Raw genomic sequence first — 22,577 nt, forward strand, 5'->3', positions numbered from 1 at the left:
TCTTCGGATGCCGTGCGCCCGGGTCGTCCGCGACCCTCCCGCCACCTGCCGCCTTCCGTCGGCCGTGGCCCCTTCGCTCTCCCTTCCTCATCGGAGCCTCCGCATGAACACCTCGCTCACGCGCGCGCCGCAGCACACGGCATCCGCGTTGTCCCTTCCCGTCGTCGAGACCACGGCCCAGCACCGCCTCGGATTCCTCGACCGTCTCTCCCTCCGCCTCGGCCTGTGGCTGCTGACGCGCGCCGCGGCACGCGCCGCACCGCTCGCGCACCGCACGGAGCGCGGCGACCTCGCGCACCGCGCCGCACTCGAGCGGGGCCGGCGCGAGACCCACTGGCAGCGGCAGGCGCTTCTCTCGCGTCCGCCGCTGTGATCCGGCGGGGCCGGTACCCCCGGCCCCGCCCCTTCCCTCTCCTCCCACCGAAAGTTCCGACATGAGCACCCTCCCGGCCGGCCTCGAGCTGCGCCCCCTCCGCATCCCGGCATCCATCGACTCCCCTGACGCCGCCGACTTCCGCGAGATGTCGCGCGTGCGCAATCTCGTCTACCGCGAGATCGCGGGCCACGACGACCACGCCATGCCCGCCGACGAGCTTCTGCCCGTCTACCGTCCGACCGCTGCGCAGATCCGGCTCGCCTGGATCGCGCTGTGGGACGGCGAGGTGGTGGGCCGTGTCGGACTCGACCTCCCCCAGGAGGACGGCGCGCGCACCGGCTTCTGGCTCATCGAGCTGCGACGCGGCGCGTGGGGTCGCGGCATCGGGCGCGCCGCGCACGACCTCATCGAGCGCACGGCGCGGGAGCACGGACGGACCATCCTGCAGTCCTGGGCCGAGCACCCGGCCACGGACGGTCCGCACCTGGACGCGCCGACCGGGTTCGGTCGGATCCCCCTCGACCGTGCCGCGCAGTTCTACCTCGACGCGGGATACACCCTCGAGCAGATCGTGCGGCAGAGCCGTCTCGACCTCGCCGGCGCGGAGCCGCACCTGCGGGCACTCCTGACGGAGGCGGAGGCGGCGGCCTCGGGGTACCGCGTGATCCAGTGGACGCTTCCGACTCCCCCCGAGTTCGTGGACGCCTTCGCGTACATGAAGTCGCGCATGATCACGGACGCGCCCGCCGCCGGTCTCGACTACGACGAGGAGATCTGGGATGCCGCCCGGGTGGCCGAGTGGGAGCGCACCTACTCCGACGCCGACCGGCACCTCCTCGTCACCGTCGCACAGCACGTCGATTCGGGGGAACTCGCCGCCTTCAACGAGCTCGTCGTCGGCAAGGACCGCACCGCGGTGACCCACCAGGAGGACACCCTGGTCGTGGCATCCCACCGGGGACACCGTCTCGGGATGCTCGTGAAGTGCGCCGGCCTCCTCGCCTGGCGCGAGGCCGTCCCGGAGTCGCCCCGCGTGATGACGTACAACGCGGAAGAGAACCGCCCCATGCTCTCGATCAACGAGACGATCGGGTTCGCCCCGATCGCCTACGAGGGCGCGTGGCAGAAGGTGCTCGGCTGACCCGGCCGCGGGCCCCGGAGCGCCGAGACCGCATCCGCCTGACCTCTCCCCCGCAGCGTGCAGTGGGTTCGTCAGGCGGATGCGGTCTCGCGGCGGGGAGCGGGCGCGACGCGGGTCAGCCCCGGCGGAGCATTCCGCGATCGCGCATGTCGTCCAGCGTCTCGAAGATGGTGGTCTCCGCCGGGCGCGGGGTGAAGCCGAGTTCCGCCTTCGCGCGTTCGTTGTGAATCACGAGCGGCGGCAGCTCGTCGCCCGGCACCTCCTCCGTCGGCGCGGCCGCGGCCAGATCTCCCAGGTGCTCCCGGAGCAGGGATGCCACGCCCAACCACGAGATCGTCGGCCCGTCAGCGAGCAGGAGGTACCGCTTGCCTGCCGCGTCCGGCGTGCCCATCGCGGCCAGGTGCGCCGCCGAGACGTCCCGGACGTCCGCGATACCGAACCGCTGCCGCGGCGCGAGCGGCATGTGCCCGTCGAGCATCGCGAGGAACGCCTGCAGCGACGAACGCGGGTCTGCGGTCAGAGTCGGTCCGGCGATCCACGTCGGGTTGAGCACGACGAGCTCGAGCCCCTTCCCCTCTCGTTCGATGAAGTCCCACGCGGCACGCTCGGCGAGGGTCTTCGATCGCGGGTAGTCCGGCAAGCCGGCCGCGTCCGGGTCGGTCCAGTCGTCCTCGTCGTACTCCCGCTCGCCCTCGGCGTTCAACGGCTTCGGCGAGTACCCGACGGCCGCGAACGATGAGGTCAGCACGACCCGTCGGATTCCGGCATCCCGAGCGGCGCGAACCACTCGCAGCGCGCCGTCGCGCGCGGGAGCCAGGAGGTTCGCGTCCTCCGTGGCGAGGGTCATCGGGGATGCCAGGTGGTAGATGCCCGCGACCCCGGAGACCGCGGCATCCCATCCGGCATCCTCCGTCAAGGTGGCGAGGGAGAGTTCGAGGCCCGCGTCGTCTGCCCCGGCGCGGCGGACGGCCGCGCGGAGCGCCGGCTCCGCGTCGAGGGAGCGGACGACGGCGCGCACGCGCGTGCCCCGCTGGAGGAGGTCGGCGACGACGCGGGTTCCGAGGTATCCGGAAGCGCCGGTCACCAGGACGGTGTCAGAAGAAGTGTTCATGAGCCGAGTCGAACAGCCCTCCAGCGCTGGAGGTCAAGCCCGGATCAGCATCTCGATCTCGGGGTAGATCTCGTGGACGCGCGCCTGGGCCTCCGCTTCCGCGGTGGCATCGCCGCGGTCGCGGGCGTCCCACAGGTCCGCCTTGCGACGCAGGTAATCGAGGTGCACGCGCAGAGTCGCCCTCTCGATCTCCACTCGCTCGGCATGGCGCAGGAGGATGTCGCGCTGCTCGGCCGCGGCGGCGTTCCCCCGCGCGCGATTCGCCTGGTACGCGCGCATGTCCTCGATCCCGACGCCCATCGCTCGAAGACACGCGAGCACCTGGAGGTCGTCGAGGTCGCGCTCGCGATACCGCCGGTGACCGCTGCTCGCATCGCGCGCGATCGGGCCGATGAGCCCGACGTCCTCGTAATACCGGAGCGTGGGCACGCTGAGCCCGGACCGACGTGCGGTCTGCTGAATGGTGAGCATCGACATGTCGCCAGCTCAGCACACCTCAGGCACTTGAGGTCAAGCAGTGCTCAGCGCACGCGCTGGCACCGCGGGCAGAAGTGGCTCGAGCGGTTCATGAAGCTCACCCGCACGATCGGGCGACCGCAGCGCGGGCACGGCTGACCGGTGCGACCGTACGCGTTGAGCGAGTGGGCGAAATACCCCGCTTGACCGTTGACGTTGACGTACTGCGCGTCGAAGCTCGTGCCGCCCTCGGCGAGAGCCTTCTCGAGCACCGCGCGTACTTCGGCCAGCAGCCGATTTACCGAGCGGGTCGGCAGATCGGATGCCACGGACTCGGGGTGGATGCGCGCGGCCCATAGCGATTCGTCGGCGTAGATGTTGCCGATGCCGCTCGCCACGGTCTGATCGAGGAGCACGCGCTTGATCCCCGACGACGTGCGCCCGAGACGCGCGCGGAACCGCGCGTCGGAGAACGCCGGGTCGAGGGGGTCGCGGGCGATGTGGGCGACCTGCGTGGGGACGCGCGGCAGTGCCGAGCCGCGGCCGCCGGCTGCGGCATCCGGCGTGTCGACCAGCTCGTCGAGCGCGAGCGAGCCGAACGTGCGCTGATCAGCGAAGACGACCGACAGCGCCCCGTGCACGGGGTGCTCGAGCTCGATGCGGATGCGTTCGTGCCGTTCTTCCGGCGCACCGGGCACCCGAAGCAGCATCTGGCCGCTCATGCCGAGGTGCGTCACGATCGCCTCGTCGTCGCCGACCGGCATCCACAGGAACTTGCCCCGCCGGACGGCGCCCACGATATGGCGACCGGTGAGCTCGGCCTCGAAGTGCTCGGGCGAACCGGAGTGACGGGTGAGGGCGCGGGCGTCCCGCACGTCGACCGAGGCGATGAGCGCCCCCGTCACCGCGGGCTCGAGGCCGGCGCGGACGACCTCGACCTCGGGCAGCTCAGGCACGGGCGTCGAGCTCGCGCCACGCCGCAAGGGCCGCTGCCATCTCGGCCTGCTTCTTGCTCGACCCATGGCCCTGGGTGGCGACGTCGCCGACCGTCACCGTGGCGGTGAAGCGCCGATCGTGGTCGGGACCGGCCGCCTCCACGGAGTAGACCGGGGCGGACAGCGACTGGCGCGCGGCGATCTCCTGCAGGCTCGTCTTCGGATCCATCGCGGCGCCGTACCGATCCGGGTCGGCGAGCAGCGGCTCGACCAGACGCAGCACGAGCTCGGTCGCCGCATCCGGGCCGGCGGAGAGGTACGTCGCGCCGATGACCGCCTCCATCGTGTCGGCCAGGATCGAATCCTTGTCACGGCCGCCCGTGAGGATCTCGCCCCGGCCGAGCCGCACATGATCGCCGAGGCCGATGGCGCGCGCCACCTCCGCCAGGGCAACGGTCGACACGACGCTCGCGCGACGCTTGGCGAGGCTGCCCTCGTCGAGGTCGGGATGCCGCGTGTACAGGCGGACCGTCACGGCCTGCCCGAGGACGGAGTCGCCGAGGAACTCGAGGCGCTCGTTGTGCGGGATGGCGCCGTTCTCGTACGCGAACGAGCGATGGGTCAGCGCAAGAGAAAGAAGCTCGGGGTCGATGTCGACCCCGAGCTTCTCGATGAGCGCAGATGTACGCGTCACCGGACGTTGATCAGACGTCGGCGACCTTGCGGCCCTTGTACTCGAGGAAGAGCTCGGTGCCCTGCGAGTCGGTGACGACCTTCGCCTGGTGGGGGCGGCTGTAGACGACCTTGCCGTTCTCGATGGTCTTGACCAGCGTGGGGGCTTCGGCCTTCCACTGCGCGCGGCGCGAGCGGGTGTTGGAGCGGGAGACCTTCCGCTTCGGGGGGTTACCTGCCATGACTAGCTCTTCTCTGTCTTGGGGGCGGCGCGGAGCGCATCGCCGTCGTCTGGGGTGTACTGCTGGAGCGCCGCCCACCGGGAATCGACGGGCGTCTGCTCCGTGTCGCCGGCGCTCTCCGTCAGCTTCTCACCCGTGACCGGGTCGAGCCCGAGGCAATCCGGCTGACACACCGGCTGGAACGGAAGCGACAGGACGATGGCATCCCGGACCAGATTTTCAAGATCCACGTGGTCGTCTTGAACTTCGAAGTCGTTCGCTTCATCCCCAGGATACGCGAAAAGTTCCTGGAACTCGACTTCGACAGGCTCGGTGATGTCGGTGAGGCAGCGTCCGCAGACACCGGAGGCCGTGGCGTAGACGGTTCCGGAGACCAGGATGCCCTCGTGGACGGACTCCAGACGCACGTCGATCTCCAGCGGCTCGGCCGCGGGGACGGCGACGAGACCTTCTCCCCACTTCTCGGGGGCGGGGATCTCGAGCTCGTGCTCGCGCATCTCGCCCGGGTGGCGCACGATGTCGCGCACGGGGAGCTGGAAGGGTCCGGGGCGGTGGGTTCTCACGGTCGTCCATGCTACCCGGGCGCCCCTGGGCGGGGGCCGCACGGCATCGCGGACGCCTCACCCCGCGTCCGTGGGCGTCAGAGCCCGCGCGCGCCCGTGTCCAGGAAGCGGGCGACGGACGCCGGGACGTACGGCGAGACGTCGCCACCGAGCGCCGCCACCTGCCGCACCAGCGAGCTCGACACGAGCGCGTGGGAGGGGTCGGGCAGAAGGAACACGGTCTCGACGTGGGCGAGGTCGCGGTTCACGATCGCCATCGGCGTCTCGTAGGCGACGTCGACCTGCGACCGAATTCCCTTGACCAGCACCTGTGCGCCCACATCGGTGGCGTAGTCGACGAGGAGCCCCATGCTCCACGCGGCGACGATGACATCGCCCTCGATGCCCTCCTCCTGGATGGACTGCTCGAGCAGGGCCTGCCGCTGAGCGATGGGCAGCATCGCCTCTTTGCCCGGGTTGTGGACGACGAGCACGTGCAGCTGATCGAACAGGCCGGCCGCGCGGCGGATCACGTCGAGGTGCCCCCGCGTCGGGGGGTCGAAGGAACCGGGTACGACGGCGATCCGCGGACTCATGTCGCCAGCCTACCGATCACGACTTGGCCAGGGCCGCGCGTTCCTCGACGCCGACGCGTCGTTCCAGAGCCGCCGCGAGCCCCGGGTGCCGGACCAGGGCCGGGTCGTCGGCGAGCACCGTCTCGGCGACCGCACGCGCTTCCACGATCAGCTCGGCGTCGGTGACGACGCGCAGGAGACGCAGCGATGAGCGGACGCCCGACTGCGCTCCGCCGAGCACGTCTCCCTCTCCGCGCAGCTCGAGATCGACCTCGGCGAGTTCGAAGCCGTCGAGGGTGCGAGCGACCGCTTCGACGCGCGACCGCGACGACGTGCCCGGCGCCGCCTCCGTCACGAGCAGGCACAGTCCTGGCAGACCACCACGGCCGACGCGTCCACGCAACTGGTGCAGCTGCGAGACGCCGAAGCGATCCGCTTCGAGGATGACCATCGTCGACGCGTTGGGCACGTCGACCCCGACCTCGATGACGGTGGTCGCGACCAGGACGTCGATGTCACCGCGCGCGAACGCCTGCATCACGGCATCCTTCTCGTCGGCGTGCATCTTGCCGTGCAGGATCTCGACCCGGATGTCGGCGAACGCCGGGAGCGTGTCGAGCAGCGCTCGAACCTGTACGACGCCCCAGCGTGTTCGCGTGTCGGCGGGCCCCTCGGCCGGTTCGTCGCCGACCTCGTCGGAGGTGAGCTTCTCGGCGTCGATCGCGGCGCACACGACGAACACCTGGTGCGTCTTCGCCACCTCTTCGGCGACGCGGTCCCACACCCGCGCGAACCAGCCCGGCTTCTCGGCGAGGGGCGCGACGAAGGTCTGGATGCCGGCGCGCCCGGCCGGCATGGTGCGGATCGTGGAGACGTCCAGGTCGCCGAACACCGTCATTGCCACGGTCCGCGGAATGGGGGTCGCCGTCAGCACGAGCGTGTGCGGGGAATCGCCCTTGGCTCGGAGCGCTTCGCGCTGGTCGACCCCGAAGCGATGCTGCTCGTCGACCACGACGAATCCGAGATCGGCGAACGTCGTCGTGGAACTGAGCAGGGCATGGGTGCCGACCACGATCCGGGCCTGACCGGATGCCACCCGCAGGGCGGCCCGACGACGCTCGGCCGCCGGCAGCTGACCCGTGAGCAGTGTCGGCATCAGCTCGGGCGCGAGGTGCGGGCCGAGCATCTTCGCGATCGAGCGGACGTGCTGGGCGGCGAGCACCTCGGTCGGGGCGATGAGCGCCGATTGGCCGCCGGATTCGGCCACCTGCAGCATCGCCCGGAGGGCCACGAGCGTCTTTCCCGAACCGACCTCGCCCTGGACCAGCCGGTTCATCGGCCAGTCGCCCACGAGGTCGTCGGCGATCCGGGCCCCGACCGTCTCCTGATCGGGCGTGAGCGCGAAGGGCAGGGACGCGTCGAAGCGTTCGAGCAGCCCACCCGGGGACGCGGGACGCTTCGTCGCCGACAGGGCACGGACGAACTGACGCTGCTGCAGCAGAGCGGTCTGGAGGACGAAAGCCTCCTGCATGCGCAAAGTCTCCACCGCCGGCGGGATCTCGTCGTCGTGGTACGGCCGGTGGATGTGTTCGAGCGCGGTCCGCGCGCCGACGAGGCCGCGGCGCTCGCGCAGATCGTCGGGCAGGGGATCGTCGACGGCGCCGAGGCCGTCGAGCACGAGGGCGATCGTCTTCTGCACGAGCGGGCTCGGCACCGTGCTGGTGGCGGGATAGATCGGGATCGGGCGCTTGGCGTTCACCTCGGCCTCGGCGCGGGCCTCCTCGAGGTCGTCGAAGAGCGAGTAGTCGGGGTGGGTCAACTGCGTCTGGCGGCGGTACTCCCCCACCTTCCCCGAGAAGATGCCGCGCCGACCCGGCGTCAGGTCTTTCAGACGCCACGACTGGTTGAAGAACGTGAGCGACAGGCGGCCGTCGCCGTCGCTGATGATGACCTCCAGCAGCGATCCCCGGCGGTTCTGCATCCGCCGTTCGGTCGCGCTGACGACTTCGGCCACGATCGTGACCGGCTCGCCGAGCGGGAGCGACGCGATCGGAGTGAGCTCTCCGCGCCGCGCGTAGCGTCGCGGATAGTGCTCGAGGAGTTCGCCGACGGTCTTCATGCCGAACGCGCGCTCGAACGCCGCGGCGGTCTTGCCGCCCACGGCGCCGTCGAGTCGGGACGACAGCGAGAGACCGGGCATGCACCGAGTCTAGGCACGGCCCCGGACACGCGGTTTGTAGGCTGAGAGGGTGACCCGCATCATCTCCGGCCGCGCGGGCGGCACGGTCCTCGACGTCCCGCCCAAGGGCACGCGGCCCACGAGCGACCGTGTCCGCGAGTCGCTCTTCGGCGCCCTCGATTCCGCGGACCTCGTCGACGGTGCGCGCGTGCTCGACCTCTACGCGGGCTCGGGCGCGCTGGGGCTCGAGAGCCTCAGCCGCGGTGCCGTCTCCGCAGATCTCGTCGAACTCTCCGCTCCCGCGGCGGCCCTCATCCGCAAGAACGCGGAACGGCTGCGCGGCGCCGGTGCGAGCGGCACGGCCCGGGTGCACCGCGCCAACGCCGCGACCTACCTGGAGACCTCCTCCGCCGAGTGGGACCTCGTTTTCCTCGACCCCCCGTACGACGTCTCGGACGACGAGATCGCCCGGGTCCTCGCCGGGGTCGCCCCGCGACTGAGCGTCGATGCCGTGGTCATCGTCGAACGGGCGAAGCGTTCCCCCGCCCCGGACTGGGATGCCGCCGGCCTCGAGGCCGATCGCCACCGCACCTACGGCGACACGACGCTGTGGTGGGGGCGCCCCGCGCTTCCGCGCGCGTGAGTCGCCGCTCCCGCGCGCGTGAGTCGCCGGTGCCGCACCCGTCAGCCGCGGCCGGCGTCCCAATCGCGGTACGGATCCCATCCGGTGCGGCCGGTCCACGGGCGGCGGTCGACCGTCACGGCGACCTCGCCACGGGCGACGACCGTGCCGACACGCCGCCCCGGGCCGACGGTCCCCGCGGGGTAGGTCACGAGGAAGCCGTGGTCTTCTCCCCCGCCGAGCGCTCGCTCGAGGTCGTCTCCCAACGCACCCGCGTCGAACGCGATCGTCACACCGGACGCGTCGGCCAGGCGCTCGGCATCCAGGGCCAGTCCGTCGGAGACGTCCATCATGGCGGTGGCTCCCGCGTCCGCGGCGCGCAGCGCGTCGGCGATCGGCGGACGCGGGCGCAGCTGCCGGTCCAGGCCTTCCGCGTCCTCGGCTCCGAGTGAGGCCCGCGCCTCGGGAGTCACCGGGATCGGCGCACCGGCCGCATCGACGAAGCGGGTGAACAGCACGTCGAGGCCCCGGCCGGCCAGGCCCAGATCGCCGATGACGTGCACGGCATCCCCCGCCCGCGCTCCGGATCGGCGCACCGGTTCGCGGCCGTCGAGACTCCCCAGTGCGGTGACGGCGATCGTCAGCGTGTCCGAGACGGTGAGGTCGCCGCCCTCCACCGCACAGCCCGGCGCGAGCTCGGCGCACGCCTGCGCGAGACCGTCCGCCAGCCCGCGGACGAACGACAGCGGGGTGCTGTCCGGCATCGCGAGCGCCACGAGCAGCGCGATGGGCCGGGCGCCCATCGCGGCGACGTCGGCGAGGTTCACCGCGGCCGACTTGTACCCGAGGTCGACCGCCGACGACCAGGCCAACCGGAAGTCCGGACCGTGAACGAGCGTGTCGGTGGTGGCGACGACACGGCCGTCGGGGACGGCCAGAACCGCCGCATCGTCACCGGGGCCCACGGGCGCGGTCGAGGCGGGCAGGCGGTTCAGGATGCCGCGGAGCACCTGCCCCTCGGACAGCTCCCCCACGGTGGTCTCGGCGTCGGTCACCCTCCCACGCTATTAGCCTGGAGGGGTGCTCCGCTCCCGTCGCCCCCTCGCGCTCCTCGCCGTCCTCGCCCTGCTGCCGGGACTCGCCGCGTGCACCACGACGGTCTCGATGGAGCCGGCCAAGGCGGCGAACGACCCGGCCTGCGCGCAGATCACCTCGCGTCTGCCGAAGTCGATCTCGGGCCAGGACCGTCGCTGGACGGACGCACAGGCGACCGGCGCGTACGGGAATCCGGCCAGCATCCTCATCACATGCGGCCTCGAGGCCCCGGGTCCCTCGACCCTGCCGTGTCGCACGTTCGACGGGGTGGACTGGCTCGTGGACGAGTCGCAAGCGACCGATCAGAAGTACACGCTGACGACGTTCGGGCACCAGCCGGCCATCCAGGTCTTCCTGAATGCCGGTACTGCCAGCAGCGCCGACATCGCGCGGGCGCTGGCGCCGCTCATCCGCGACTACCTGCCCGCGACCGGTCAGGTCTGCACCTCCCCGGCGGACGCGACCCCCGCGCCGACCCCCTCGTCCTGAGCGCGGGCGCCGGTCGAGTCAGTCGCGCGTCAGAGCCGCGTCGAGCAGGTCGCTGATGAGCTCGGGGTACGACAGGCCCGAGGCGATCCAGCAGGTGGGGAACATCGAGATCGGCGTGAACCCGGGCATGGTGTTGACCTCGTTCACGTAGAACTCGGTGCCGGTGTAGAAGAAGTCGACGCGCGCGAGCCCCTCACCGCCGAGTGCCTCGAAGGCCTGGGCGGCGATCCGCTGCATCTCGGCGAGCTCGCCGTCCCGGAGGTCGGCCGGGCACACGAGGTCGACGCCGGGCGCGTTCATGTACTTCGCCTCGAAGTCGTAGAACTCGCGCCCCGTGACCACGATCTCGCCGGCGACGCTGACGCGCACCGGTCCGCCGTCGCGACCGGGCAGCACACCGCACTCCAGCTCGCGCCCGACGACGGCCTGCTCGACCAGCACGAGGCGGTGCTCGGCGAAGGCCGTGTCGAAAGCGGCATCCAGGTCTTCCCAGCGCGAGACCTTCGTGACGCCGACGCTGGAACCGGCCTCGTTGGGCTTGACGAAGACCGGGAGGCCGAGCGAGCGGATGCGGCGCTCCCACAGGTCGCGGTTGCGCGCGAGATCGGCCCGGGTGACCGCGACCCACGGCACGACCGGCACACCTGCGGAGCGCAGTACGCGCTTGGTGACGTTCTTGTTCATGCCGATCGCCGACATGAGGACTCCCCCGCCGGCGTACGGGATGCCGAGGAGCTCGAGGAGCCCCTGGATCGTGCCGTCCTCACCGAACCGACCGTGCAGGATCGGGAGCACCACGTCGATGTCGCCGAGGGAACGTTCGCCGTCGGTATCCGTGACCGTCCACTCCCGCGAGAGCACGGATTCCGGCAGTCGCACGCGGGTACCGTTGTCGCGCACCTCGGGCAGCGCCTCGGGGCGCAGCGCAAACTTGTCGGGGTCGTCGTCCTCGAGCACGAAGGCGCCGTCGCGGGTGATCCCGACGGGGATCACGCGGAAGCGGTCACGATCGATCGCCCGCAGCACCCCTCCCGCCGTGGCGGAACTGATCGAATGCTCGCTGGAGCGCCCGCCGAAGAGCACCGCCACCGCCGGTCTGGTCATTCTGCGTCCTCTCGCCCTGCGGCTGGTCGTCGTCGGTCGTGAGATGGGGCGCGATGTCGCGCGGGTCCATGGTGCCGTCCAGCACCATCTTCACCTGCCGCACGATCGGCATGTCGACACCGACCTCGCGGGCGAGCTGCAGGACGGGGGCCACGGATGCCAGCCCCTCCGCCGTCTGCTGCATCTGCTTCACGACGTCCTGGTAGCCGTAGCCCTGACCCAGCAGGCGTCCCGCCGTGTTGTTGCGGCTCAGCGGCGACTGGCACGTGGCGATGAGATCGCCCAGGCCTGCGAGACCCTGGAGGGTCTCGGGCTGCGCCCCCTGCGCGACGGCGAAGTCCGTCATCTCCACCAGCCCGCGCGTGATGATCGACGCCTTGGTGTTCTCGCCGTATCCGACGCCGTCGACGATGCCGATGGCCACGGCGATGAGGTTCTTCAGCACACCGCCGAACTCGGTGCCGATGACGTCGGTGTTCACGAAGGAGCGGAAGTAGCGGTTGCGCGCGCGCCGGGCGACGGCTTCGGCGGTCTCGGGGCTCAGCGAGCTGATGACGGCCGCGGTCGGCTGCTCGCGCGCGATCTCGAGGGCGAGGTTGGGTCCGGATGCCACAGCGATACGCGCCGGATCGCATTCGAGCACCTGCGCGATGACCTGACTCATCCGCAGCCCCGTCGACTTCTCGACGCCCTTCATCAGCGACACCAGGGGGACGTCGGTGCGCTCGACGAGGGGGCGGATCGCGGCGAGGTTCTCGCGCAGCGACTGGCTGGGCACGGACAGATAGATCTGCTCCGCGCCGTGGAGGGCCTCGGCGAGGTCGGTCGTCGCCGTCATCGTGCGCGGCAGGTTGATGCCCGAGAGATAGCGGCTGTTGCGCTTGGACTCGGTGATCTCGGCGGCCAGTTCGGGCCTCCGTGCCCACATGACCACCGATGCGCCGCCGTCGGCGAGGATCTTGCCGAACGTCGTGCCCCAGCTACCGGCACCGACGACGGCGACCTTGGGCGCGGGAGCTTCGCTCTTACGACTCAAGGCGGCCCGTCTCGTTCTGCCCGTGCTGCGACGGGTTCCAGCGCTCGGCCGGTGCCGGCAGACCCCGGAGGCCCGAGAGCATCTCGGAGATGCGGGCCATGAGCGCATCGGTCGCGCGCGTGAGCGTGGCCGGCTGCGTCGCGGTCGCGCGGTACTCGGCGACGTCGAGCGCCGGACCGAACTCCACGATCACGTGGGCGCGTCGGGGGAAACGGAGCTTGCCGTAGCGCGGAAGGATCTGCTGCACGCCCCACTGCGCCATGGGGATGAGCGGGAGGTCGCCACCGAGCGCCAGACGCACGGCCCCGGTCTTGCCGCGCATCGGCCACAGCTCCGGGTCGCGGGTCAGCGTGCCCTCGGGGTAGACGATGACGCCGCGGCCGTCGCGGGCGATGTCCTGCGCCGCCGTGATCGACTGGTTCGCGCTCGTCGACGTCCGGGGAACGGGGACCATTCCGGTCGCCCGCAGCGACGCGCCGAGGACGGGGACCTTGAACAGGCTCTCCTTGGCCATGAACCGCGGTGCGCGACCGGCGCGCCACACCGAGACGGCGACGATGAGCGGATCGAACTCCGAGTTGTGGTTGGGCGCCAGCACGTAGGCGCCCTCCCGCGGGAGGTTCTCCACGCCGCGCATCTCGATACGGGCGAAGAGACCCGTGAGCGGCACCACGATCGCGGCGAGAGGCCAGAAGGCGCTGGGCCGGCTCTTCTCCGGGGAGGCCGCCATGGGTCAGCCCACGACGTCGAAGTCGGCGTCGAGAGCGGTCAGCTTCTCGAGGAACTTCTCGTATCCGCGACGGATGATGCCGATGTTGCGCACCGTCGATTCACCCTCGGCCGCCAGAGCGGCGATGACGTAGCTGTAGCCGCCTCGGAGATCCGGCACCTCCACGTCCGCGCCGTGCAGGGGCGTCGGGCCGTTGATGACGGCGGCCTGCTCGAGGTCGCGGCGCGGAACGCGGCGGTCGGGGCTGTCGAGACCCTTGGGGTGCACGACGATGTCGGCGCCCATCTTGTTGAGCGCCTGCGTGAAGCCGAGGCGGTTCTCGTACACCGTCTCGTGCACCGTCGAGGTGCCGTGCGCCTGCGTGAGGGCGACGATGAGCGGCTGCTGCCAGTCGGTCATGAAGCCGGGGTGCACGTCGGTCTCGACCATGACGGGCTTGAGGTCGCCGCCACGGCGGAACAGGATGCCGTCCTCGCGCACGTCGAACCACCCGCCGGCCTTGCGGAAGACGTTGAGGAACGTGAGCATGTCCTGCTGACGTGCGCCCTTGGCGAAGATCTCACCGTCGGTGGCCAGGGCTGCGCACGCCCACGACGCGGCCTCGTTGCGGTCGAAGATCGCGCGGTGGTCGTATCCGGCGAGACGGTCGACGCCCTCGATGAAGATCACGCGGTTGGGCTCGTACGAGATGATCGCGCCCATCTTCTGCAGCACCGCGATGAGATCCATGATCTCGGGCTCGATCGCGGCGTTGCGCAGTTCCGTGACGCCCTTGGCGCGGACGGCCGTGAGCAGAACCTGCTCGGTCGCGCCGACGCTCGGGTACGGCAGGGTGATGTTCGCCCCGTGCAGACCGTTGGGGGCCGTGATGCGGATGCCCTCGTAGCTCTTGTCGACCACCGCACCGAAGGCGCGGAGCGCATCCATATGGAAGTTGATGGGGCGGTCGCCGATGCGGCATCCCCCGAGGTCGGGGATCAGCGCTTCGCCGAGCAGGTGGAGCAGCGGACCGCAGAAGAGGATCGGGATGCGCGAGGCACCCGCGTGCGCGTCGATCTCCTCGAAGTGCGCGGCGACCGCTCCCGACGGGTCGAGGTGGAGCGTGCCCTCCTCGTCGCCCTCGGTGACGGTCACGCCGTGCACCTCGAGGAGCGACCGGACGACCTTGACGTCGCTGATCATCGGGACGTCGCGCAGCGTGCTCGTGGTGTCGCCCAGAAGGGCGGCGACCATCGCCTTGGTCACGAGGTTCTTGGCCCCCTTGACCTCGACCGTTCCGCGGAGCGGTCGGCCGCCGCGGATCGAGAGGGTCTCCGCCGCTTCCCAGTCCGGCTGCCCGGGGATCTGATCTCCGGATTCGGTGACGAGTGTGCTCATAGGGGGGTGGACCTCACTTCGTGGACGAGGGGCGGCGGACCGGCCCGATCGGGCCGACCGGGCTTAGCGGACCGGAAGGGTCCGCGGCCGCCATGCCTCGCGGCGCGCCTCGAACTGCGCGATCTTGTCTTCGTCGCGCAGAGTGAGCCCGATGTCGTCGAGCCCTTCGAGAAGCCGCCACCTAGTGTAATCGTCGATCTCGAATGAGACTCGGAGGTCGCCGAGTACGGCGGTGCGCGCCTCGAGGTCCACCGTCATCTCCACACCGGGCTGCGCCTCGACGGCCGCCCAGATGCGCTCGACGTCGTCCTCGGTGATCACACTCGTGACCAGGCCCTGCTTGCCGGAGTTGCCGCGGAAGATGTCGGCGAACTTCGGGCTCAGCACCACCCGGAAGCCGTAGTCGCGCAACGCCCACACGGCGTGCTCGCGACTCGACCCGGTGCCGAAGTCCGGTCCCGCGACGAGGATGGATGCCGAGCGGTAGGCATCCTGATTCAGGACGAACTCGGGGTCCTGCCGCCAGTTGGCGAACAGCGCGTCCTCGAAGCCCGTCTTGGTGACGCGCTTGAGGTAGACCGCGGGGATGATCTGGTCGGTGTCGACGGCCGAACGCTTGAGGGGGGCGACGACACCGGTGTGCGTGGTGAACTTCTCCATGTCAGGCCTCCGCCCCGGTCGTGACGGCCTCCGCGGGCAGCGGATCCAGGTCGGCGGGGCTCGACAGGGTGCCCCGCACGGCGGTCGCCGCCGCCACGAGCGGCGACACCAGGTGCGTGCGACCGCCCTTGCCCTGGCGGCCCTCGAAGTTGCGGTTCGACGTCGAGGCGCAGCGCTCGCCCGGAGCGAGCTGATCGGGGTTCATGCCCAGGCACATCGAGCAGCCGGCGAAGCGCCATTCCGCGCCGAAGGCGGTGAAGACCTTGTCCAGGCCCTCCGCCTCGGCCTCGAGCCGCACACGGGCCGAGCCCGGCACCACCATCACGCGGACGTTGTCGGCCTTGGTGCGCCCCTGGATGACGGAGGCGAACGCGCGGAGGTCCTCGATGCGGCTGTTGGTGCACGAGCCCATGAAGACGGCATCCACCGGGATGTCCTTCATGGGGGTGCCCGGCGCGAGGTCCATGTACTGCAGGGCGCGCTCCGCGGCCGCGCGCTCGTTCGCGTCGGCGATCTCGGCCGGCGTCGGCACGACGTCGGATAGCGACACGCCCTGGCCGGGGTTCGTGCCCCACGTGACGAACGGCTCGAGCTCGTTCGCGTCGAGGAAGACCTCGGCGTCGTACACGGCGCCCTCGTCGCTGGGGAGCGTGCGCCAGTAGGCGACGGCGTCGTCCCAGTCCTGACCCTGCGGGGCGTGGGGCTTGTCCTTGACGTAGGCGAAGGTCGTCTCGTCGGGGGCGATCATGCCGGCGCGGGCGCCCGCCTCGATCGACATGTTGCACATCGTCATGCGCCCCTCCATCGAGAGGGAGCGGATCGCGCTGCCGCGGAACTCGAGGACGTAGCCCTGGCCGCCGTTCGCACCGATCTTGGCGATGATGGCGAGGATGATGTCCTTCGCGGTGACGCCCGGCTTCAGCTCGCCCTCGACCGTGATCGCCATCGTCTTGAACGGCTTCAGCGGCAGGGTCTGCGTCGCGAGGACGTGCTCGACCTCGCTCGTGCCGATGCCGAACGCCATGGCGCCGAACGCGCCGTGGGTCGAGGTGTGGCTGTCACCGCACACGACGGTGATGCCCGGCATCGTCAGCCCCAGCTGGGGGCCCACGACGTGCACGATCCCCTGTTCCTTGTCGCCCAGCGAGTGGATGCGCACGCCGAACTCGTCGGCGTTGCGTCGCAGCGTCTCGATCTGCGTGCGGCTGGTCAGGTCGGCGATCGGCTTGTCGATGTCGAGCGTCGGGGTGTTGTGGTCTTCGGTGGCGATCGTCAGGTCGAGGCGGCGCACGGGGCGCCCCTCGGCGCGCAGGCCGTCGAAGGCCTGGGGGCTGGTGACCTCGTGCACGAGGTGGAGGTCGATGTAGATCAGGTCGGGCTGACCGTTCTCGCCCTTCACTACCAGGTGGTCGTCCCAGACCTTTTCGGCCAGGGTGCGCGGGCGATCGGGAACCTGGATGCCGTCGATCGATGTCGTGCTCATGAGACTTGCGTTTCTCCTCGGATGGGATGTGAGGCCCGCGACGAACTCCGCGACGAGAAAGGCCTAGAACAAGGTCTCGTCGCGGCCGCTAAGGAGGAGGCCGGCGATCCGCACGTCGCCACGATACCACCGGGCGAACGGACCCCTCCGCGTAACACGGCGCCGCACGGTTGGGCGGCGGGTGGGCCGACGTGCGAGCCTGTCGCCACGCCGTTGGAAGGAGAGTGCCGCATGAGCGCGCAGGAAGACACCGGGTTCTCGACCCGTCAGGTGCACGTGGGAGCGTCGGTCGCCCCCGCCTCGCCCCGGGCGACGCCCATCTACCTGACCGCCGGGTTCACCTTCTCCGACCTCGACGAGTCCGCCGCGCACTTCGCCACCGGGAGCGGCTTCGGGTACACCCGGACCGGGAACCCGACGGTGCAGGCGGTCGAAGAGCGCCTCGCGTCCCTCGAGGGAGGCGACCAGGCGATCCTCGTCTCCAGCGGGCAGGCGGCGGTCACGGTCGCGCTCCTCGGACTCCTGGATGCCGGCGACCACATCGTCGTGTCCGAGCACATCTACGAGGGCACCCGCGGCCTCCTCCTCGACAATTTCTCGCGTCTGGGTGTCGAGGTGACCTTCGTCGACACGGACGACCTCACCGCGTGGCGCGCCGCCATCACGCCGCGGACCAAGGCGCTCTTCGCCGAAACGCTCTCGAACGCCCGCAACGACGTGCTCGACGTCGCCGCCGTTGCGGCGATCGGCGCCGAGCGCGGCGTCCCGCTCGTCGTCGACAGCACGTTCACGACCCCCTACCTCCTCCGGCCGATCGAACACGGCGCGGCGATCGTCGTGCACTCGGCGAGCAAGTTCCTCGCCGGGCAGGGGGCCGTGCTCGGCGGCGTCATCGTCGACGACGGGCGCTTCGACGCGACCGCCTCGGGACACCTTTTCCCCCACCTCGTCCAGACCGACCGGCTCGGCGGGGCGAGCTACGCCGAGAAGCACGGGCGCCGCGCGCGGGGGCAGTACCTGCGCGAGAGCGTCGCCCCGCGGTTCGGCCCCTCGCCGTCGCCGCTGAACGCCTTCCTGATCGGTCAGGGCGTCGAGACGCTGAGCCTGCGGGTCGAGCGGCAGTCCGCCAACGCACTCGCCGTCGCGCGGTGGCTCGAGGGCCGACCCGAGGTCGAGCGTGTCGACTACGTCGGCCTCCCCTCCCACCCGCACCACGAGCTCGGTCGGCGGTACCTCACGCGCGGCAGCGGCTCGGTGTTCACCGTGACCCTCCGCGGCGGGCTCGAGGCTGCGCGGCACCTCGTGCAGTCCGTCCGCCTCGTGACCCACATGACGCACCTCGGCGACGTGCGTTCCCTCGTACTGCACCCGCAGAGCACGAGCCATTCCGCCCGGACCGTGCCCGAGCGCGAGCGCGCCGGGGTGTTCCCCGGCACGATCCGACTCTCGATCGGCATCGAGGACGTCGACGACATCATCGGCGACCTCGCCCAGGCTCTCGAAGGGCTGGCATCCCTCGGTCTTGACGACGAGCTCGCGGGCGCCCTGGACGAGCGCGAGGTCGTCGTCCTGTGAGCCGTCTGCAGCACTTCGGCTGGTTCCTCGCGCGCGGCTTCGGTCCGCACGGCTGGGGTCACCCGTACCTCCGCTGGAACCACCGTTGGACCGAGCCGGGGCTGTACCAGGACTCGGCGCGCACGCTCGAGCAGGCCGGCTTCGACCTGCTGATCATCGAGGACGCCCCCTCGCTCGGCAGCGCCGAGACGATCGATCTGCGCGTCCGGCACGCGTTCGGCGGTCCGAAGCACGATCCGCTGCTCCTCGCGCCCTATCTGTTCGCCGCGACGCAGCACCTCGGCGTCGTGCCCACCGTGAACCCCGCCGCGTACCTGCCGTACACGGCGGCGCGCCAGTTCGCGACTCTCCAGCACCTCAGCGGCCACCGGCTCGGCCTGAACGTCGTCACCGACACCGGCAGCGCGCGGCACTTCTCGACCGCTCCGCAGCTCGGCCACGACGCCGCCTACGACCGTGCGGAGGAGTGGATCGACGGCCTGCGCGCCCTCTGGCGCAGCTGGGGTGACGGCGCCCTCGTCGAGGACGAGGAGTCCGGCGTGTACGCCGACGGGACGCGGCTCGCCGACACGGAGCACCGCGGCGAGTACTTCGGCTTCGACGGTCCGCTCAACGCGGTGCCGTTCACCGACGGCGAGCCCGCGATCGTCTCCCCCGGCGGGTCCGGACGCGGACTCGCGTTCGCCGGACGCAACTCCGACGTGCAGCTGGCCCTCGCCCCGCTCGACGAGCAGAGCATCCGCGCCTACCGGGGCCGCATCCACGCCGCCGCCGAGGCGGCCGGGCGCACGCCGCGCGACGTGAAGATCCTCTTCGCGATCCAGCCCGTGCTCGTGTCGTCACCGGAGGAGGCCGACCGCCTGGTCGCGGCATCCGCGGATCCCGACGAGGCGGCGCTGCTCGCCATCGCGCGCAAGCAGTCCAGCGACCTCGAGACCGACCTCACCGGACTCGACCTCGATCAGCCCCTGGACCGCGCGATCTTCGGCGAGCACGTCTCGGAGGGAAGCGTGCGCCGTCTCGTCGGGAAACACGAGCCCGACGCTCCGCTGCGGGCGATCCTCGCCGCGCACGCGCGTCTCGGGCGTCTGAACGACGGCTCGGGCTTCGTCGGCACCGCGGACGAGTTCGCCGACCGCATCGAGGAGCTCGGCGACTGGGGCAACGACGGCGTCCTGCTGTGGGGCGACCTGCACCCGGTCACCGTGCACCGGCTGCTCGACGAACTCGTCCCGATCCTGCGGCGCCGCGGCATCCTCCGCGAGGAGTACGTCGAGGGCGGTCTGGGCGCGAACCTCCGCGCCTTCTGAGCCCGGTCAGTCCTTCGCGTCGACCTTCTGGGGGATCGTCAGGCTCGCGATCGTCGCAACCGCCATCGACAGCACGATCACCGCGAGCGACACCCACGTCGAGATCTCCGGAGCCCACTCGATCGGCTCACCGGCATTGAGGAACGGCAGCTCGTTCACGTGCAGCGCGTGCAGGATCAGCTTCACGCCGATGAAGGCCAGGATGAACGCGATGCCGTAGTGCAGGAACCGCAGTCGCTCGAGCAGGTCGCCGAGCAGGAAGTACAGCTGCCGCAGGCCCATCAGCGCGAACAGATTCGCGGTGAAGACGATGAACGGGCTCTGCGTGATGCCGAAGATCGCCGGGATCGAGTCGATCGCGAACAGGAGGTCGGTCACGCCGATCGCCGCGAACACGATGATCATCGGCGTGAACACCCGCTTGCCGTCGATGCGCGTGAGCACCTTCTTGCCGTCGTACGCCTCGCTGATGGGGAGCACGCGGCGCAGCATGCGGACGATGAGGTTCTCTCGCTGGGTGTCGTCCTCGTGGTCGTCGCCGGGGAACGCCTGACGGATCGCCGTGTAGATCAGGAACGCCCCGAAGAGGTAGAAGATCGGGCTGAAGTTCTCGATGATCGTGGCGCCGACGAGAATGAACGCGCCGCGCAGGACGAGGGCGATGATGATGCCCACCATCAGCACTTCCTGCTGATAGCGCCGCGGAACCGAGAACTGGCCCATGATCAGCACGAAGACGAACAGATTGTCGATCGACAGGCTGTACTCCGTGAGCCAGCCGGCCACGAACTGTCCCGCGACCTCTCCCCCGGCGACAACCACGAGCACGCCCGCGAACGCCAGCGCGAGCACCACGTAGAACACGACCCACAGCGTCGATTCCTTCGGCGAAGGGATGTGCGGACGGGCGAGGATGATCAGCAGATCCGCGGCGAGGATCAGTACGAGCACCACGAGGGTGACCGTCTGGAACACCGGGTCCAGCTGCAACTCCATGACGGGCCTTTCGTTCGGGGAAACGCTCGAGTTTATCCGCCGATCACGGGCGCGCATTGGATTCCGCACGTAGTGCTCATTGCGCGCGTACTTCCGTGAGACGTTCCGGCGCGAGCGGACACCTCTGAGTGAGAGAGTGCTCGCACGGGTGCCGGATCGAGGGAACGGATGCCATGACCGACGACGTCATCGACGACAGGGCGCTGGTCGCGCGCGCCGCCGGCGGGTCGGAGGACGCCTTCCGCTCGCTGTACCGCGCCTACGTGCGGCCGGTGTACTGGATCGCGTTCGGACTCGTCCACGACGAGAGCGATGCGGAGGACGTCGTGCAGGAGACCTTCGTCGTCGCCTGGCGGAAGATCCCGAAGCTGCGGTTGGAGGGGGCGTCCCTCCTCCCGTGGCTCGCCACGGTCTGCCGCCTGCAGGCGCAGAATCGGCTGAGGTCGAAGCGCCGACACGGAGGCACCACGGAACTGGACGAGCGCATCCCCGCACTCGTCGACGTCGAGAACCAGGTCGTCGAAGCCGAGACGGTGGCCGCGATCCTGGCCGCCGTGGAAGGGCTCGGCGATCTCGACCGCGAGATCTTCCGCCTGTGCGCGGCCGAGGGCTACGGCTATCAGGCTGCGGCCGAGACCCTCGGCGTCTCGCACGGGACCGTGCGCAACCGCCTCTCCCGCATCCGTTCCCGGGTGCGCGCCACCGCGATGGAGACGGAGACCCCATGACCACCCCCAGCCTTCCCCCCCTCCGCGCCGAGCGCGTGGATGCCATCGAGTCCGCCGTGTTCGCGCGGATCGCCGACGAACGAGCGGCCCGCCGTCGCCGCCGGCGCAACATCTGGACGGGCGTCGGCGCCGCGGCCGCCGTGGTCGTCGTCGCTGCCGTCGTCGGGCCGGCGTTGACCGCCTCGACCGGCACGTCGGGGTCGTCGGTGTCCACCGTCGGCGAGGCCGGCGGTGCCGTGGACCCCGGCATGGGCACCGAGGCCGGCACGCGCGACATGAGCGCACCGCTCGTCCCCCAGGGCGCCGCGGGCGGGTCGGCGGACTCTTCGACCTCCTTCGCCGCCTCGGACTCCGGGACGTCTACGACCGATGGCACGCGAGACATCGTCGCGACCGGATCCAGCACCGTGGAGGTCGAGGACGTGCCCGCGGCGATCACGCAGATCTCGGATGCCGCGACCTCCGCGGGCGGATACGTCGAGTCCTCGCAGGTCGGGGGCGGCTACGGCGTGGTGCCCCTGGACGCGACGGCGTCGCAGCCGGCTGTGTCGTCCGGCTGGGTCACGGTGCGGGTGCCGGCCGAAGCCCTGACCTCGGTGATGGACGGGCTGTCCGCCGTCGGTGACGTCACCGCGACCAGTGTGAACCGCTCCGACGTCACCGAGCAGACGGTCGATCTCCGGGCCCGCGTCGCCGCCGGCGAGGCATCCGTCGCTCGTCTGACCGAACTGATGGCGCAGGCCGGGTCGGTGTCCGACCTCATCGCCGCCGAGTCCGCCCTGTCGGAGCGTCAGGCACAGCTGGACTCCGATCGCGCGATCCTGACCTCGATCGAGTCGCAGGTCGCGATGTCGTCGCTCAGCGTCCAGCTGAACATGCGGTCGCAGACCGTGGCGGCCGATCCCGCGGGCTTCGGCGACGGACTCGTCGCCGGGTGGAACGGCCTGATCGCCACACTGAACGGCGTCGTGATCGGCCTCGGCTTCCTGCTCCCGTGGATCGCCGTCGCGGGCATCGTGGTGCTGATCGTCTGGGGTGTCCGTCGAATCGTGCGAAAGCGTCGGGGGTCGCGCGAGGCGTAGGACGACAAGGCGTACTCGTCTCGCGCGATCCGCGGGCATCTGCGCTCCCGCGGAACCTCCG

General features: G+C 70.7%; 24 protein-coding genes. 8 read left to right on the forward strand and 16 right to left on the reverse strand.

Going from position 1 to position 22,577, the window contains the following annotated elements:
* Window positions 1-103: 103 nt before the first annotated feature.
* Window positions 104-373 carry a hypothetical protein gene (locus CSIV_RS12045; protein WP_077051644.1) on the forward strand — a complete coding sequence of 90 codons (270 nt, stop codon included), beginning with the start codon at window positions 104-106 and terminating at the stop codon, window positions 371-373.
* Window positions 374-434: 61 nt separating this feature from the next.
* A complete protein-coding gene (locus CSIV_RS12050) occupies window positions 435-1,517 on the forward strand; it encodes a GNAT family N-acetyltransferase (protein WP_077051645.1) in 1,083 nt (360 codons plus the stop codon).
* A gap of 115 nt (window positions 1,518-1,632) precedes the next feature.
* On the opposite strand, the gene CSIV_RS12055 is transcribed toward CSIV_RS12050, so the two are convergent.
* The 8 genes from CSIV_RS12055 to CSIV_RS12090 all read right to left on the reverse strand — a co-directional run bounded on the left by CSIV_RS12055 (window position 1,633) and on the right by CSIV_RS12090 (window position 8,250).
* Window positions 1,633-2,628, reverse strand: a complete 996-nt coding sequence (locus tag CSIV_RS12055; protein WP_077051646.1) for an NAD-dependent epimerase/dehydratase family protein — start codon at window positions 2,626-2,628, stop codon at window positions 1,633-1,635.
* A gap of 33 nt (window positions 2,629-2,661) precedes the next feature.
* Entirely contained in the window at window positions 2,662-3,105 is a 444-nt protein-coding gene (locus CSIV_RS12060) for a MerR family transcriptional regulator (RefSeq protein WP_077051647.1), read from the reverse strand.
* A 44-nt stretch (window positions 3,106-3,149) separates the two neighbouring features.
* Window positions 3,150-4,040 (reverse strand): bifunctional DNA-formamidopyrimidine glycosylase/DNA-(apurinic or apyrimidinic site) lyase, encoded by an 891-nt coding sequence (gene mutM / locus CSIV_RS12065; protein ID WP_077051648.1) that lies wholly within the window; start codon window positions 4,038-4,040, stop codon window positions 3,150-3,152.
* Complete coding sequence (gene rnc / locus CSIV_RS12070) at window positions 4,033-4,713, reverse strand: ribonuclease III (RefSeq protein WP_077051649.1); 681 nt, start codon at window positions 4,711-4,713, stop codon at window positions 4,033-4,035. The genes mutM and rnc overlap by 8 nt, the downstream gene beginning before the upstream one ends.
* A gap of 10 nt (window positions 4,714-4,723) precedes the next feature.
* Window positions 4,724-4,933, reverse strand: coding sequence for a 50S ribosomal protein L32 (gene rpmF, locus CSIV_RS12075; RefSeq protein ID WP_019179169.1), 210 nt, complete (start codon window positions 4,931-4,933; stop codon window positions 4,724-4,726).
* A gap of 2 nt (window positions 4,934-4,935) precedes the next feature.
* Entirely contained in the window at window positions 4,936-5,430 is a 495-nt protein-coding gene (locus tag CSIV_RS12080) for a YceD family protein (protein WP_077052639.1), read from the reverse strand.
* Window positions 5,431-5,573: 143 nt separating this feature from the next.
* On the reverse strand, window positions 5,574-6,071 hold the full coding sequence (gene coaD, locus CSIV_RS12085; protein WP_077051650.1) for a pantetheine-phosphate adenylyltransferase: 498 nt from the start codon (window positions 6,069-6,071) through the stop codon (window positions 5,574-5,576).
* A gap of 16 nt (window positions 6,072-6,087) precedes the next feature.
* The gene (locus CSIV_RS12090) at window positions 6,088-8,250 is read right to left on the reverse strand and encodes an ATP-dependent DNA helicase RecG (protein ID WP_077051651.1); all 2,163 of its coding nucleotides are present in this window, start codon (window positions 8,248-8,250) and stop codon (window positions 6,088-6,090) included.
* 49 nt (window positions 8,251-8,299) lie between these two features.
* Here CSIV_RS12090 and rsmD point away from each other — a divergent pair, with 49 nt between their 5' ends.
* Window positions 8,300-8,872 (forward strand): 16S rRNA (guanine(966)-N(2))-methyltransferase RsmD, encoded by a 573-nt coding sequence (gene rsmD / locus CSIV_RS12095; protein WP_077051652.1) that lies wholly within the window; start codon window positions 8,300-8,302, stop codon window positions 8,870-8,872.
* Window positions 8,873-8,913: 41 nt separating this feature from the next.
* Here rsmD and thiL read toward each other — a convergent pair whose 3' ends face one another.
* Window positions 8,914-9,906, reverse strand: coding sequence for a thiamine-phosphate kinase (thiL, locus tag CSIV_RS12100; RefSeq protein ID WP_077051653.1), 993 nt, complete (start codon window positions 9,904-9,906; stop codon window positions 8,914-8,916).
* A 25-nt stretch (window positions 9,907-9,931) separates the two neighbouring features.
* On the opposite strand from thiL, the gene CSIV_RS12105 reads away from it, so the two are divergent.
* The gene (locus CSIV_RS12105; RefSeq protein ID WP_077051654.1) at window positions 9,932-10,435 is read left to right on the forward strand and encodes a DUF3515 family protein; all 504 of its coding nucleotides are present in this window, start codon (window positions 9,932-9,934) and stop codon (window positions 10,433-10,435) included.
* Between the two features lie 18 nt (window positions 10,436-10,453).
* On the opposite strand, the gene CSIV_RS12110 is transcribed toward CSIV_RS12105, so the two are convergent.
* The 6 genes from CSIV_RS12110 to leuC form a co-directional block, all read right to left on the reverse strand.
* Window positions 10,454-11,539, reverse strand: coding sequence for a D-alanine--D-alanine ligase family protein (locus tag CSIV_RS12110; protein ID WP_077051655.1), 1,086 nt, complete (start codon window positions 11,537-11,539; stop codon window positions 10,454-10,456).
* Window positions 11,439-12,575, reverse strand: coding sequence for an NAD(P)H-dependent glycerol-3-phosphate dehydrogenase (locus tag CSIV_RS12115; RefSeq protein ID WP_077051656.1), 1,137 nt, complete (start codon window positions 12,573-12,575; stop codon window positions 11,439-11,441). The genes CSIV_RS12110 and CSIV_RS12115 overlap by 101 nt, the downstream gene beginning before the upstream one ends.
* Window positions 12,565-13,305, reverse strand: a complete 741-nt coding sequence (locus CSIV_RS12120) for a lysophospholipid acyltransferase family protein (protein WP_077051657.1) — start codon at window positions 13,303-13,305, stop codon at window positions 12,565-12,567. Before CSIV_RS12120 ends, CSIV_RS12115 begins: the two co-directional genes overlap by 11 nt.
* A gap of 3 nt (window positions 13,306-13,308) precedes the next feature.
* Window positions 13,309-14,682, reverse strand: a complete 1,374-nt coding sequence (murA, locus tag CSIV_RS12125; RefSeq protein ID WP_077051658.1) for a UDP-N-acetylglucosamine 1-carboxyvinyltransferase — start codon at window positions 14,680-14,682, stop codon at window positions 13,309-13,311.
* A gap of 63 nt (window positions 14,683-14,745) precedes the next feature.
* Window positions 14,746-15,342 carry a 3-isopropylmalate dehydratase small subunit gene (gene leuD / locus CSIV_RS12130; protein ID WP_077051659.1) on the reverse strand — a complete coding sequence of 199 codons (597 nt, stop codon included), beginning with the start codon at window positions 15,340-15,342 and terminating at the stop codon, window positions 14,746-14,748.
* 1 nt (window position 15,343) lies between these two features.
* Window positions 15,344-16,825, reverse strand: coding sequence for a 3-isopropylmalate dehydratase large subunit (leuC, locus tag CSIV_RS12135; RefSeq protein WP_077051660.1), 1,482 nt, complete (start codon window positions 16,823-16,825; stop codon window positions 15,344-15,346).
* Between the two features lie 231 nt (window positions 16,826-17,056).
* Between leuC and CSIV_RS12140 the strand changes: the two genes are divergently transcribed.
* Window positions 17,057-18,400, forward strand: a complete 1,344-nt coding sequence (locus tag CSIV_RS12140) for an O-acetylhomoserine aminocarboxypropyltransferase/cysteine synthase family protein (RefSeq protein WP_077051661.1) — start codon at window positions 17,057-17,059, stop codon at window positions 18,398-18,400.
* On the forward strand, window positions 18,397-19,710 hold the full coding sequence (locus CSIV_RS12145) for an LLM class flavin-dependent oxidoreductase (RefSeq protein ID WP_077051662.1): 1,314 nt from the start codon (window positions 18,397-18,399) through the stop codon (window positions 19,708-19,710). The genes CSIV_RS12140 and CSIV_RS12145 overlap by 4 nt, the downstream gene beginning before the upstream one ends.
* A 6-nt stretch (window positions 19,711-19,716) precedes the next feature.
* Here the strand turns inward: CSIV_RS12145 and CSIV_RS12150 are convergent, their stop codons facing one another.
* The gene (locus CSIV_RS12150; RefSeq protein ID WP_077051663.1) at window positions 19,717-20,706 is read right to left on the reverse strand and encodes a TerC family protein; all 990 of its coding nucleotides are present in this window, start codon (window positions 20,704-20,706) and stop codon (window positions 19,717-19,719) included.
* A gap of 173 nt (window positions 20,707-20,879) precedes the next feature.
* On the opposite strand from CSIV_RS12150, the gene CSIV_RS12155 reads away from it, so the two are divergent.
* A complete protein-coding gene (locus CSIV_RS12155; protein WP_077051664.1) occupies window positions 20,880-21,434 on the forward strand; it encodes an RNA polymerase sigma factor in 555 nt (184 codons plus the stop codon).
* Window positions 21,431-22,516 carry a DUF4349 domain-containing protein gene (locus CSIV_RS12160; protein ID WP_077051665.1) on the forward strand — a complete coding sequence of 362 codons (1,086 nt, stop codon included), beginning with the start codon at window positions 21,431-21,433 and terminating at the stop codon, window positions 22,514-22,516. The genes CSIV_RS12155 and CSIV_RS12160 overlap by 4 nt, the downstream gene beginning before the upstream one ends.
* Window positions 22,517-22,577 lie beyond the last annotated feature (61 nt).

Origin of the sequence: Microbacterium sp. CSI-V, from assembly GCF_001984105.1 — a bacterium.
In the GTDB taxonomy this organism is placed as follows: domain Bacteria; phylum Actinomycetota; class Actinomycetes; order Actinomycetales; family Microbacteriaceae; genus Microbacterium.